This is a genomic window from Desulfosporosinus metallidurans, from assembly GCF_001936615.1.
Taxonomy (GTDB): domain Bacteria; phylum Bacillota; class Desulfitobacteriia; order Desulfitobacteriales; family Desulfitobacteriaceae; genus Desulfosporosinus; species Desulfosporosinus metallidurans.
In genome coordinates, this window is record NZ_MLBF01000014.1 from 43,849 (window position 1) to 56,605 (window position 12,757).

General features: G+C 43.6%; 14 protein-coding genes. 2 read left to right on the forward strand and 12 right to left on the reverse strand.

All coding sequences use genetic code 11. From position 1 onward, the window contains the following. Positions 1 to 7: 7 nt before the first annotated feature. The 6 genes from DSOL_RS11060 to galU form a co-directional block, all read right to left on the reverse strand. Positions 8 to 1,870 (reverse strand): polysaccharide biosynthesis protein, encoded by a 1,863-nt coding sequence (locus DSOL_RS11060; RefSeq protein ID WP_139314450.1) that lies wholly within the window; start codon positions 1,868 to 1,870, stop codon positions 8 to 10. Between the two features lie 72 nt (positions 1,871 to 1,942). After that, on the reverse strand, positions 1,943 to 3,079 hold the full coding sequence (locus DSOL_RS11065; RefSeq protein WP_075364914.1) for an acyltransferase: 1,137 nt from the start codon (positions 3,077 to 3,079) through the stop codon (positions 1,943 to 1,945). 49 nt (positions 3,080 to 3,128) lie between these two features. Then, positions 3,129 to 4,187, reverse strand: a complete 1,059-nt coding sequence (locus DSOL_RS11070) for an acyltransferase family protein (protein WP_075364915.1) — start codon at positions 4,185 to 4,187, stop codon at positions 3,129 to 3,131. 159 nt (positions 4,188 to 4,346) lie between these two features. Then, positions 4,347 to 5,018 (reverse strand): hypothetical protein, encoded by a 672-nt coding sequence (locus tag DSOL_RS11075; RefSeq protein WP_083642481.1) that lies wholly within the window; start codon positions 5,016 to 5,018, stop codon positions 4,347 to 4,349. A gap of 490 nt (positions 5,019 to 5,508) precedes the next feature. Further along, a complete protein-coding gene (locus DSOL_RS11080; RefSeq protein ID WP_075364917.1) occupies positions 5,509 to 6,264 on the reverse strand; it encodes a hypothetical protein in 756 nt (251 codons plus the stop codon). Positions 6,265 to 6,491: 227 nt separating this feature from the next. Continuing rightward, complete coding sequence (gene galU, locus DSOL_RS11085) at positions 6,492 to 7,379, reverse strand: UTP--glucose-1-phosphate uridylyltransferase GalU (RefSeq protein WP_075364918.1); 888 nt, start codon at positions 7,377 to 7,379, stop codon at positions 6,492 to 6,494. Positions 7,380 to 7,567: 188 nt separating this feature from the next. Between galU and DSOL_RS11090 the strand changes: the two genes are divergently transcribed. Then, positions 7,568 to 7,978, forward strand: a complete 411-nt coding sequence (locus DSOL_RS11090) for a putative ABC transporter permease (RefSeq protein ID WP_075364919.1) — start codon at positions 7,568 to 7,570, stop codon at positions 7,976 to 7,978. A gap of 203 nt (positions 7,979 to 8,181) precedes the next feature. Here DSOL_RS11090 and clpP read toward each other — a convergent pair whose 3' ends face one another. Continuing rightward, the gene (gene clpP, locus DSOL_RS11095) at positions 8,182 to 8,799 is read right to left on the reverse strand and encodes an ATP-dependent Clp endopeptidase proteolytic subunit ClpP (RefSeq protein WP_075364920.1); all 618 of its coding nucleotides are present in this window, start codon (positions 8,797 to 8,799) and stop codon (positions 8,182 to 8,184) included. A gap of 221 nt (positions 8,800 to 9,020) precedes the next feature. Between clpP and DSOL_RS11100 the strand changes: the two genes are divergently transcribed. Continuing rightward, entirely contained in the window at positions 9,021 to 9,683 is a 663-nt protein-coding gene (locus DSOL_RS11100) for a hypothetical protein (RefSeq protein ID WP_075364921.1), read from the forward strand. 131 nt (positions 9,684 to 9,814) lie between these two features. On the opposite strand, the gene DSOL_RS11105 is transcribed toward DSOL_RS11100, so the two are convergent. The 5 genes from DSOL_RS11105 to DSOL_RS27930 form a co-directional block, all read right to left on the reverse strand. Beyond that, positions 9,815 to 10,081, reverse strand: a complete 267-nt coding sequence (locus tag DSOL_RS11105) for a hypothetical protein (protein ID WP_075364922.1) — start codon at positions 10,079 to 10,081, stop codon at positions 9,815 to 9,817. Between the two features lie 143 nt (positions 10,082 to 10,224). Then, complete coding sequence (locus tag DSOL_RS29520; RefSeq protein ID WP_282433542.1) at positions 10,225 to 10,353, reverse strand: hypothetical protein; 129 nt, start codon at positions 10,351 to 10,353, stop codon at positions 10,225 to 10,227. Positions 10,354 to 10,694: 341 nt separating this feature from the next. Next, positions 10,695 to 11,033: a P-II family nitrogen regulator gene (locus DSOL_RS11110; protein ID WP_075364923.1), complete on the reverse strand. Its 339-nt coding sequence runs from the start codon at positions 11,031 to 11,033 to the stop codon at positions 10,695 to 10,697. 131 nt (positions 11,034 to 11,164) lie between these two features. Beyond that, positions 11,165 to 12,394: an ammonium transporter gene (locus DSOL_RS11115; RefSeq protein ID WP_075364924.1), complete on the reverse strand. Its 1,230-nt coding sequence runs from the start codon at positions 12,392 to 12,394 to the stop codon at positions 11,165 to 11,167. Positions 12,395 to 12,600: 206 nt separating this feature from the next. After that, positions 12,601 to 12,741, reverse strand: coding sequence for a hypothetical protein (locus DSOL_RS27930; RefSeq protein ID WP_170871492.1), 141 nt, complete (start codon positions 12,739 to 12,741; stop codon positions 12,601 to 12,603). Between the last annotated feature and the right edge of the window lie 16 nt (positions 12,742 to 12,757).

Consider the following 12,757-nt stretch of genomic DNA (forward strand, 5'->3'; position numbering starts at 1 on the left):
TTCCCCCTTAATGATTAGCTACTGCTTTGGCCGTCTTCTTGCGAAAAGTCGGAATAACTGTCTGCAACAATTCAATGACTTCATCTCGCTTTAAATAGCTGCCCCGTTCTCGAATAATATGTGTCAGCTCTTCAAGACGTTCAACGTCGATTTGGTTGGGTTTAGCCACAAAAATTCGGCTGTGTTTCGTTGACGTTGTTCCCTCTTCTGCCGTCAACAATTCTTCAAAGAGTTTTTCTCCCGGTCGAATTCCTGTGAATTGTATCTTAATATCGACATCGGGCTCGAAACCCGAAAGCCGAATTAAGTCTTTGGCTAGATCCACGATTTTTACAGGTTTCCCCATATCCAGGATAAATATTTCTCCACCCTTAGCCATAGCCCCTGCTTGAATAACCAGCTGAGCTGCTTCCGGAATCGTCATAAAGTAACGCACCATATCAGGATGAGTGACGGTTACCGGACCCCCTTTAGCAATTTGTTTCTTAAAGGTCGGGATGACACTTCCTCTACTCCCTAAAACGTTTCCAAACCTTACCGCTACAAACTTGGTTTGCGAACGGCGATCCAAGTTCTGGATAAGCATCTCTACGGTACGTTTCGTGGCCCCCATGACACTGGTTGGATTGACTGCTTTATCCGTGGAGATGGAGACAAACGTTTTTACATTCACTTTGTCTGCCGCTTCTGCGAGATTCTGGGTCCCGACGATATTGTTTTTCAATGCTTCTTCTGGATTACGTTCCATCAGAGGAACATGTTTATGGGCCGCAGCGTGGAAGACGACGCCCGGTTTGTATCGTTCAAAGATCAAGGTTATTTTCTCTCGATCTTTAATATCCACAATTTCTGTTATGTAGTCGATGCTGGGGTGCTCGGCGCGCAATTCCTGCTCGATGTCAAAAATGGTATTTTCACCATGCCCGAGCAAAACCAATTTTCCGGGATTAAATCTCGCAATCTGACGGCTTATTTCCGAGCCGATGGAGCCCCCCGCTCCGGTAATGAACACCGTTTCTCCGGCTACATATCCAGCTACTTCCTCTAAATCAACGGAAACAGGGTCTCTGCCCAGTAAATCTTCCACTTGAACCTGTCGTATGGCGTTGACATTAATATCTCCACTAATAATGTCATAGACACCGGGCATAATCTTCAACTCGACCCCGGATTTTTCACAAATTTGCACGATTTCTCGAACTGATTCGCCCGAAGCCGAAGGCATGGCTATGATGACTTCATCAATACTATGTCCTTTGACAACGCGATTGATATCCTTCCGGGTACCCAAAACCGGAATGCCCAGTAAATGTAACTTCTGTTTGGAAACGTTATCATCAATAAACCCGATCGGGCGCCCATCTCGGTAATTGCGATTTTTTAATTCTCGCGCTGCCAGCACGCCTGCATCCCCAGCCCCCACGATAAGGACTTGCTTTTGCGACCCTGGAACGTGACGTTCAAAGGCATTTTCCTGCAAAATTCGCCAGATAAAGCGAGATCCTCCGATCAAAAAGACCATGGCTAGCCAAAGCAACATAGCTGCAGTATGAGGCAATCTATACACAGCCCTAACCAAACCGTAAACATAAACTACTGCAACCGTTCCACCCGTTCCGACTGTCACAGCATAAACAATGGAGAGTAGTTCCCCTGTACTCGCATACTGCCAAAGACGATTATATAAGCCAAAAACATAAAACACTGCAAGATAAAGAATCGTAGCCGCCGCAGCGGTATGGTAGTACGTCTGATAATACTCTAATGGGATGGCTCCTTCGAAGCGTAAATAAAAACTGCCGAAAGCTGCTAAGTTGATCAACATAGCATCAATCAGCATCAGAATCAATGTTCGTTTGCGTAATGACACACTGCTCAGCCCCTTCTAAAATGAACCTGCCCGTAAACTTATCGTTCAAAGTTTACTACAAATTACGTGCCTTTACAACCTTACAATCGAACGATGAGACTGTGGCTTGCTCCTGTGACCGATAATATAGTAGCTATAAGGAAGGTAACTCATCAGCCTTACGGCTAGATAACTTAAAATCACAGTCACGCCAAACACGACCGGATAGAAGATCCAATGAGTATCATCAATAGTATAGTTCCTCAGGAACTTAATAGCATACTGGTTAAAGAAAATATGAATGAGATAAATTCCAAAAGAGTAATTCCCTAGCTTAGAAATAACCTTTTCCAGGCCATTTCTTTGTCCAACAAGATTCCTGGCTAGATTAAAGAACAATAAAAAGGTCGAAATCCGGAGGACAGGATAAATAAGTTCTGGACCGATAAAGAAATAAGCCGGAATATCCGTGTATCGATAACCCATTGTTAAACCAATAATTATGAAAGAGCTTGCCCCTAAGGTTAAAGCTAGCGATATCGTTAAGAAGATGGGCGTTAAACTCTTCCCAGAATTTCTTAGATGTTCAAAGTGATCCCCACTGTAAATTCCCATTCCGAAGTAGAACAAATAGGCTATGAAGTTGATTTTTAGAGTTCCAAAATAAGGGGTATGCAGCCCTTCCATCCAAAGGATTTGAACGATTAATAAGATGGCCATCAAGAGTTCGGCCTTGTTTTTTTGTTTGAAGAACGTGTAGATTTTGATGATTAGTGGATAGAAAATATACAGCTGGATTATGATGGAGAAGAACCATAAGTGGTAGGAGGCATCGGCATGAATGATATTCTTAAGTAGGAGAACAAGATTTGCTTTAAGGGGATTATTCCTCATAACTCCCCAATTATTAAAGGCCGTATAGGCCACTGAAAAAATCAGGTATTGAGGAATGATCGAGCGTATTCTCTTCTGGTAAAACGTCTTTAAGGAAAATTTAGATCGGTAGTTCTTAGCTAGGACAAATCCTGAAATTAAAATAAATAAGGGCACGGCAAACTGAGAAAATACGTCCGTCCATAAATTAATTAAGACTAGGGTATTAAAGCGCGGTATTTCAGTAAAATAGCCTGTTGTATGGATAGCGATGACTGCTAAAACGCCAAATCCCCGCAGATAGTCAATTTCCTTGATTGTGCCCAATTTCGTCGGATCGACTCTATTATCTTCCATGCTCAACCGATACTCCTCTTCAACCAACCTACTTTTCAAGCCTTAAGATCTATAGTGGTAAATCCTTAGACTTCGGAAAATTCGCTTTGGAAACTCCTGCCTTAGTCTCGCCCAATGCCAAAAACCTTCCATATGGGAAAACTTGAACCAGCTTATAAAAAACCAAAGGCCCCAGGAGCCCAACGACAAAGAAACGCAGCGGCGTGATCGCGATGAACTGACGAGCCATATAGCCGGATGCTAGATGCAAATACATGATCACCATGGCGGCCCTACCTAAGTGAATAAGCGCATCATTGAGAAAGGGAAACTTGGCCAGAATCATGCTTAGTTTACTTAAAAGCAAGGTAAGCACCAGCGGAACGATTAGATTAGTCCCAAAATAATAATATTGGCGATGTTTCATATCCAGCCCATAATCCAGGATTTGATGAGAATAGAGATAGATGAACCCTAAGAAGAGCACTAAGGATAACCCAAAAACTATCTTACGGCGGTTTGGTATTTCCAAGAGTTTCGCTTGCCTGATCACATGACCTAGAGCATAAAAAACTAGGGCATATAGGCCAACATCCGCATTCCAAGGAACAAACACCCCCGTCCAATAACGAGATTCCCAGTAGGCTAAGAAAAAACACCCTGTCACGAAGAGCGCTTTGTAAAGTGATGAGGAAACTTTTCGACATAAGTAATCATAGGCGATTTGCGTCACAAACAAGCAAGTGGTAAACCAAAACGTCGCATAGACGCCTTCCAAAAGACTTCCGCCTAATAAGAAGGGTTTCCAATTGCCACTCAAAAATTGTCCCACAGATTGCCCTCTCCATAGAGTGACACTAACCATCATGAGCGTTAAAAGCAATAAATAGAAGAAGTAAGGGACAAGCAAATGCGTTGCTTTGCGCTGAACATAAGCTAACCATGTTTGATGCGGTTTGAAACGGTAGAGATACCCACTCACCAAGAAAAAGAGTGGCATATGAAACCAAAACATATAGAACGAGTTGTGACTTCCGGAATGTCCCCAAACGACCGTCAAAATTCCGAGGCCTTTTAAGATATCCACCCATTTAACACGCTCGACTTCAGAGCCCATGACGGTTCCCACGATCATTTCCTCCCTTTTTTAGTCACATCTCAGATATTTGCCCTATAAGAATCATTTCATTGTTCATTCGTCTAGTCTATCATACACTCTAGCCATTTGCATAAAAAAGGACTGCTTAGCTAAATGCTAGGCAGCCCTTAATGACCAAACGTCTCTATACTATTGGATGGGACTCTCCCCTGTGATCATCCAGCGTGAATTTAATTTCAAGAGATTGACACGAGCGTGTACAGTCTGCTCATGCTCTTCCCCGACTGTAGCGGCATCTGCTAAGTTATAATCCCTGGCTGTGTAGTGATAATCTGCACGTAGTGTGGCTGTATTTTCATTGGCACTTTCCACGTCGACCCTGTCAAAGGTTATTTGACTAACATCGAGCCCTATGCCTTGAACCAAATATTCCTCCGCTCGTCGTGCATGTTTCTCGAACAAGTCTCCGGTATACGCTTTGGCTAATTTGAGTCGGAAATTCTCCATATCCGTTGATTTCCAAGCTCCGAAAAAGATTCCAATATCTTGCTTATAGTCTGTAATAACTTGTTGTTTTAGTTGACTTAACGCTGCCGTATCCTTGTTGCTTCCGTTTTGCCCCAGGGATAGGACATCCTTTTCTGGCCCTACGGGATTTGACGTTGATAGACTATCCGGAACTGTGTTTAAAATTGAAGGGGTTTGCATTCCGGAAACCGTTTGTACCTTGTCTTGACCACGTAGTTTAGAGATAAAAGACGCTGGGGAACTCGAATTCGTAAGCAACGACATGCCGAGGGTTCCAACTAATACACCGAGAGCTAACGCCAGAGCACCTACAAAATAATTCATTTTACGCATAAAGACCAAAATCTCCTTTAAATGGATTTTATTACTAGTTTGGCCAGTGCAAGAAGATTCTAGACATGCGATTTTTTTATCATCTGATCCACTTTCAGGCTGTTAAAGAAAGAGCAAGGCCTGTCCCTTTAAGGCAGGCCTTGCTCTTTTCTATTCAGTTTTGTGGACTTAAAATGCAACAACTAATCTCAGTTTTCAACCTCGTAAAACAAGGTCACAGTCTACTGATTTAGTTGTCTATTCAATTATTTATTAACTATAGTTATACTTTTCTCAATCATTCCTTTTCATTTATCAAATTTATATATCAATTCTAAGTTTCACTGCTCTTTTCCGAGCGTTTCATTGGTCCAATGTCTCTAATTATCTATAAGTACAAAAGCCCTTTGCACCTAGAAAATAATTCAACGGATCTGTTAGCGTAAACATTACTCTAGTTAAGCTCCATTTCATTCCTATGTTCAATTGCACTATCTGTTGCCCTGAATTATTACCGTTTGGTTGCAAAGGGCGTTGCTCCGTAGACTTTAGAATTAACATCATTGCGTAAGATGTGCGCATCTAGGTCGTGGATTCCTTGGTGGAACTGTTCGATTCGCGTTTTATCTTTGGAGTCAAACGCGTCAATTCCACTGTTGAGAAGCACATCTATATAACCGGTAAAGGTTACTGCTTTGGAAACATTGGCTTCATTTTTAAACTGCTTGTCCAAGAGAGTTTTATGGAACACAATATACTTTTTAATGTCTTGTTCGTTCAACTGCGGACCCGCTGCTGGCCCATAGAGATAACCGTCTACATATTGATGGATGTTCCAGGCTGAACCAAAGACTAATGTCTTAGCATCATTGCTCAGAGCAGCCTCGCCGAAGAACATGGCGACAGACGGTGCTAGGTCAATTAGTTTGGTGTCCGGCTCCCTATATTTACTTTTGGAAACCGTTTCTCCTTGGGGGGGTGTGTTAATGGTAGTGGGTGCTGTAGCTGTTGGCTGAGCCGCTCCAGATGTACCTGTACCTGGTGGTGCCGTACCATTTGGTGCAGTGTCAATTGCGCCGTTGTTCTTTGGGGCCCCAATCGAATCAACGGCAGGGGTTTGAATGACTACTTCTTTGTCCGTGATGGAACTTTGTTGCCTAAAAACCTTCCAGGCACTGGGGCCATATACCCCTGCGGCAACAACAGCACCAGCTAGAACTAACGTTCCTGCTAAAGTTACTATCCTCTTTTTGTCCATTGGTCTCATTGCTCTCTTCCCTCCTTAAATCATTTTTTCATGATGCTACGTTAAAATTTTACCAATTATTAGGAGAAAAGTGTGTCGCTTTTGCTGTAAAGCTTGGCCTATTTTCCGTCCTCAATTTCTGGTAAAATCCAAGATATTACTTAGGGTACATAAATTTCGCGAAGATTAAGCAGCATATCCAAAATATATAGTAAAAACCTCACCTTGTTGTAGGGTGAGGTTTTGATCTAGCCGTCAATATCTGCTTTCCGAACGACTTCTCTCAAATAGTTCATTAGATCTTCCGAAATGTCGCCTCGACGCAAGGCGTAATCGATGGTCGCTTCCACAAAGCCTAGCTTGTCGCCAACGTCATACCGCCGTCCTTCGAATTCATAAGCTAGGATTTCCTGATAACGACCGAGTTCCTTGATCCCATCTGTGAGCTGGATCTCCCCACCCTTCCCTGGTGGAAGAACACCCAAGATATCAAAAATCTCGGGATTTAAGATATACCGTCCCATGATCGCTAAACGAGTGTTAGGCGCATCCTCTGAGCGAGGCTTTTCCACCATATTCTTGGCACGATAAAGCCGATCTACATACCTCTCTCCATCCACGATCCCGTATTTGGACGTATCCTCGAGCGGCACTTCCTGAACCCCTACCATACTTGCTCCATAGCGTTCGTATTGATTCATCATTTGACGGAGAGCAGGAACTTCAGAATAGATGACATCATCCCCCAAGAGGACTGCGAATGGTTCATTTCCGATGAATTTCCGAGCGCTATAGATTGCGTGTCCCAAGCCTAACGCTTCTTTTTGTCGAACGTAATAGATATCCGCCATTCGTGCGACATCCTGAACCAAATCCAGAAGCTCATCTTTCGCATTTTTCTCCAGAAAGGCCTCTAGTTCCATCGAGCGGTCAAAATGGTCTTCGATAGCTCGCTTATTACGCCCCGTGACAATAATGATGTCTTCGATTCCTGACCGAATGGCCTCTTCAACTATGTACTGGATGGTTGGTTTATCCACAATAGGCAGCATCTCTTTTGGTTGAGCCTTGGTGGCTGGCAAAAAACGGGTTCCCAGTCCAGCTGCCGGTATCACTGCTTTGCGAATTTTCCGCATTTCTTCCGCTCTCCTTTATCTCAAAAATTCACAGGTCTTTTTATGTATATAGAAAAACAACCTGACTAATTCCCTATTTTACAAACAGAAAATCATTTCGACGAATGAGGGACAATTACCTTCTTTTTTCCAAAACATTCCTGTTCGAATGATGTATGCTCAAACTTTGTCTAACCATACTAAAATCTATGAAAACATTAAAACGCTTTTTGATTTACGGAATTATTGGTCTTGTCCTCGAGGTCATCTATACAGGTTTGGCCTCCCTGCTTAAAGGAGATTTCAGCATGCAAGGGATGACCTTCTTGGTGATGTTGCCTATTTATGGATTATCTGTGTTTCTTGAACCCTTGCACAACTACTTGCGGTCTCACCCTTGGTGGATACGCGGACTCATCTATTTAGCCACGATCTGGGCGATTGAATTTTCCAGCGGGATTATTCTTGCCTTGATTCTTGGAAACTGTCCTTGGCACTACAGTGATCCCTTAAACGTTAATGGGTATATCACCCTCCGCATGGCCCCCGAATGGTTCCTTGCAGGCCTAGGATTTGAATTCATCCATGATTTCTTAGATACGCTGCCCTTGAAAATCTGACCCTATAAAGAAAACTTGGCTAACGCCAAGCCTGCGAAGGCGGTCGCCTTAGTTGCACTGATGCGCTGGCCAAGGATGGCCGAGTGTCCCTGTAGCCATGGATGGCGAGAAGGGACCCACCTGAAATTTATACTTTCTGATTGATATGACAAAACGCAAGAGCGCATATTGCCCTTGCGTTTTGTCATTTAACTCTCATTTGCTTACTTCTTACTTTCCGCGGTAGGTTCAACCTTTTCTAAAACCTGGTCGACGAGACCGTATTCTTTGGCTTCATCAGCGGTCATGTAATAATCGCGCTCGGTGTCTTTTTCAATTCTTTCTAGTGGTTGCCCGGTTCTCTCTGAAAGGATTTTGTTCATCTTTGACCTAGTACGGAGCAACTGTTTAGCATGAATTTCAATTTCTGTTGCTTGCCCGGAGAGCCCGTGCCCACCGATCAATGGCTGGTGAATCAAGACTTCGGAGTTGGGAAGTGCGACCCTTTTTCCTTTTGTACCCGCTGCCAAGAGGAATGCCCCCATGCTGGCCGCCATTCCGATACAGATCGTACGAACATCTGACCGAATGTACTGCATGGTGTCATAGATGGCCATTCCCGCTGTGATCGAACCACCGGGACTGTTAATATATAGATTGATATCCTTTTCAGGATCTTCGGCCTCAAGGAAGAGCATTTGCGCTACGATAAGGTTAGACACATCATCATCAATTGCCCCTCCGAGAAAAATGATACGGTCTTTGAGCAGACGAGAGTAAATGTCGTAGGAGCGCTCTCCACGATTCGTTTGTTCTACAACCATTGGGACGAGATAACCCATTTATAATTCCCCCTATTCACCTTGATTAATAGTTCTGCATTAACTTAATATATTCTGACCGATTAACTTTATTTTATTACAAAGGTCAGTTAAGGTCAAATGGTTTATTTGCAAACGTAATAATTTCCGCTTTTAATCTACAATTCTACATATTCTTCTTAACCCTCTAGATTTAATGGAATATACTGGTATCATCACCCTGAAAGGTGGCTGATTCAGACGTGGATCAAAACAGGACGCAAATCCCCCGCTATTATCCTTATTATGGAGTTCCTCCCTTAAACCCCAGCATTATTCGCGGTTATAAGCCATCACTTCCAAATGCACCGAATTGTGTTCCTCCAGCCAAACAGAACGTCCCTTTGAACACAACGATCGATCTAGACTATTGGAGATCGTTATCTCCTGCGCTCATTGGTGCAGGCGGGGCGATTTTCCTAAGCTTATTCTCAGGGAATGATCGTTTGATAAAACGCTTTGAAGGGCCCCTGTTTAAACTTACTATCGTAGGATATTCTATCTTTGCTACGATTGCAATTTCTTCTTGCATTTCTGATATCGTGACAGACTCTAAAACTCCCCACGATCACTTAGTCTATCCAATCGGGGGAGCCCTTGTCTCGATTATTTTACTTTTTGCCGCCGATTATCTTTTGCTCTACCGATTCTTTCCCGAAAGTTTCAAAGGGGATGTGGGGGATGACTTTTGGACTCAACTCTTCTCATTCATATATTTGAGCATTACAAGTATTGCTACTGGGAACTTAGGTGACATTATGCCGGCAAATCTTACTGCACGTGCCCTTATCGCCACTGAAATAGCCTTTTACCTGTTTACCATGGCTACAGGAATCCAGCTCCTCCTTGCTCAAAGAATTAAGTAGACTTTTGCAAGCTCCCTGTGTTTTGAAATACTAGGGGGCTTCTTGTAATTTCTAAATTGATTAGCCAACCGAAAACATCTATAGAAAAGCCCTTCGATTTTCATCGAGGGCTCGGAATAAGCCTATGATTTTTACTTCAGTTTACGACTAAACTTGCTGAATAATTCTTTTATCCCTCCGCTTTTCTTTGGTGGTGCTTGGACATTCAGAGTGTTCACAAGATTCCCAGCTCCCCCTTGTTGATTCAGGCCTTGAAAACCCCCTCCTTGAATCATTCCAGGGAAATTCATACCCCGTTTCTGCATAAAGCGTTCCAGCCCTCGCATGGGAAATTGATTTTGTCCCATGAATTGCTGCATAGTTTGGTTGTTTAAGATGTTAAATCCTCTCAACGGCATATACCATTCACCCCCTTGTATCCTATTTTATTCCAATATATTTTGCTTCTCGGCAAACTCAGTATTCTATTTGTCACGACTCTGATACAAAGATAGAAAAAAGGGCCCTGAATGAGCCCTTACTTTTCTTCCAACTTCGATTCTTAAAAGATAACGCCCAAAGCAATCAAGATTAAAATCGCGATCGCAATAATTCCTACACCTATTCCTCTACCAACGGGAGCAACAGGAGCAACTACATGACAACATGCACCGCCACCATATCCGTACATAGCAATACCTCCTTCTTTTAATCTAGAATACTATTCCCATTGCGATAAGAAGCAAAATTATTACAACCACGACTGCAATACCAGCTCCAACACCGCCACCAAAACTAGCTCCGCCGGCTCCAAATGCCATTTTGAATCCCCCCTTCATCCTGAACTTACCTGGTCTTATACAGGATACGCACACCGTAATCGTTTTGTTCCAAATTTTACCAACTATGAAGTGCAAATGAGTGCAAGTTCAGGGACGGTTCTTAAACTTGCATAGATCCGTTGTTTGCTTAAATGAGAAAGACCATTATCCCAGCTCAAGGGATAACGGTCTTTGGTTTTTTTTGCATGTTCTATAATGCTTGTTCTCCAGTGGCACCTGTTCTTATCGTATAGGCATTTTCTATAGCAGATACAAAGATTTTTCCGTCCCCAATTTCCCCAGTTCTTGCCTCTTTGGCAATGACTTGGATGATTTCTTCCACGTATTTGTCCATCACGACGATTTCAATCTTCACCTTTGGAATAAGGTGTACGGTATATTCCACGCCGCGATAAACTTGAGTATGCCCCTTCTGTTTACCACAACCGATCACCTGGGTCACGGTCAAACCGTTAACTCCATGAGTGCCCAACGCATCTTTCACGTTGTCCAGCTTTCCTGGACGAATGATTGCCTCAATTTTTTTCATATTAAACCCCTCCAAATACGATTTTGCAAGCCTATGCAAGTTTGCAAGTTTGGGGACGGTTCTCGACTTGCATTTTCACCGATGCAAGTCTCGAGAACCGTCCCTGACTTGCACCCACACGACTTGCGCGTCTAGATGAATTCTGAATAAGCCGTTTCTCCGTGTAAGGACAAATCCAAGCCTGTTGATTCTTGTTCGTCACTGACTCGCAGTTTCATCACAAGGCCTATGGCTTTTAAAATTATGAATGTGGCTAACACGGTAAACGCCACCGTAATCAAAACACTCACTGCCTGAATCCCCAAAAGTGAAGCATTCCCATAGAAGAGACCATCCGCACCTGCCGAATTGATGGTCTTGGTGGCAAATATCCCCGTTGCCAAGGCTCCCCAAGTCCCGCCAATCCCATGGCAGCCAAAGGCATCCAAGGCATCATCATATCCAAACTTAGCCTTCATCAAGCTGATCGCTAGATAACAAACCGTTCCTCCGACCAAACCGATAAATATGGAGGAGAGCGGAGTTACAAACCCTGCGCCCGGTGTTATTGCTACTAACCCGGCAACCGCACCACTAGCTGCACCCAAGACGGTGGATTTTCCTCTATGAAAGCGTTCCACTACTGCCCAGGCCATTGCTGCAGAAGCTGCGGCTGTATTTGTATTTACAAAAGCCATACCCGCTAAACCATTCGCCCCCAGAGCACTCCCCGCATTAAATCCAAACCAACCAAACCAAAGAAGTCCAGCTCCTAAAACAGTCATTGGGATGTGGTGTGGCGCCATGGATTCTTTGCCCAGTCCTTTACGTTTGCCGAGCAACAGGGCGGCTATCAAGGCAGAGTATCCCGAACTAATATGAACTACATTTCCTCCTGCAAAATCCAAGGCGCCTAGGGTCCTTAAGAAACCACCGACACCCCAGACCCAATGGGCCAACGGATCGTAGACAAAGGTTGCCCACAAAAGAACGAATACGACGAACGCCGGAAAACGCATCCGTTCTGCGATAGAACCACTTATCAAGGCCGGGGTGATGACAGCAAACATCATTTGAAACGCCATAAAGACAATCGCTGGAATAGTTGCTGCGTAATCCGCATTGGGATCTACCCCAACTCCACTCAACCCCAACCAGTTTAAGCTACCAATAATGCCGTGATAGTCCGGCCCAAAGGCCAAAGTATATCCCACTAAAATCCACTGTACAGAGATGATACCGATGACAATCCAACTATGCATGAGGGTACTGAGAACGTTCTTTTTACGTACCATACCACCGTAAAAGAGTGCTAAACCGGGCGTCATAAGAAAAACCAGTGCTGTCGAGATCAAAATAAACCCTGTATCTCCCGTATCCATACTATTCCTCCTCACCAAAATAAATAGCGCTTTGAGCTACTCCTTAGAGTAACTCAAAGCGCCATTGCTTTGCTTTCATTTTGTCTTAACCCATGGGTCTTCGGCTGTGCACACCTTATGTTTGATATTCTAGCACGGAGATAAACATACTTGCAATACCTTTATTGCATGAATCCTGTATACCTTCTAAAATAGCTTACGACGAACTACCCCTCGCCTATTTTTTCCAGAATGACCTTAATCCGCGCACGTTCACGTTCTGCAAACACTCCCCCTTCAAGCCCTTTCATGTAACGCACCAATGCCACCTCGATGATTTCCAGCTCGTGAGCTGTAAACTCGATCATTACTCTCCCCCTTAAT

What these genes read in the sequence shown, in the direction of transcription:
- DSOL_RS11065 (WP_075364914.1), bottom strand. Translation starts at nt 3,079, where the DNA reads ATGGAAGATAATAGAGTCGATCCGACGAAATTGGGCACAATCAAGGAA.
- DSOL_RS11075 (WP_083642481.1), bottom strand. Translation starts at nt 5,018, where the DNA reads ATGCGTAAAATGAATTATTTTGTAGGTGCTCTGGCGTTAGCTCTCGGT.
- DSOL_RS11080 (WP_075364917.1), bottom strand. Translation starts at nt 6,264, where the DNA reads ATGAGACCAATGGACAAAAAGAGGATAGTAACTTTAGCAGGAACGTTA.
- galU (WP_075364918.1), bottom strand. Translation starts at nt 7,379, where the DNA reads ATGCGGAAAATTCGCAAAGCAGTGATACCGGCAGCTGGACTGGGAACC.
- DSOL_RS11090 (WP_075364919.1), top strand. Translation starts at nt 7,568, where the DNA reads ATGAAAACATTAAAACGCTTTTTGATTTACGGAATTATTGGTCTTGTC.
- clpP (WP_075364920.1), bottom strand. Translation starts at nt 8,799, where the DNA reads ATGGGTTATCTCGTCCCAATGGTTGTAGAACAAACGAATCGTGGAGAG.
- DSOL_RS11105 (WP_075364922.1), bottom strand. Translation starts at nt 10,081, where the DNA reads ATGCCGTTGAGAGGATTTAACATCTTAAACAACCAAACTATGCAGCAA.
- DSOL_RS29520 (WP_282433542.1), bottom strand. Translation starts at nt 10,353, where the DNA reads ATGTACGGATATGGTGGCGGTGCATGTTGTCATGTAGTTGCTCCTGTT.
- DSOL_RS11110 (WP_075364923.1), bottom strand. Translation starts at nt 11,033, where the DNA reads ATGAAAAAAATTGAGGCAATCATTCGTCCAGGAAAGCTGGACAACGTG.
- DSOL_RS11115 (WP_075364924.1), bottom strand. Translation starts at nt 12,394, where the DNA reads ATGGATACGGGAGATACAGGGTTTATTTTGATCTCGACAGCACTGGTT.
- DSOL_RS27930 (WP_170871492.1), bottom strand. Translation starts at nt 12,741, where the DNA reads ATGATCGAGTTTACAGCTCACGAGCTGGAAATCATCGAGGTGGCATTG.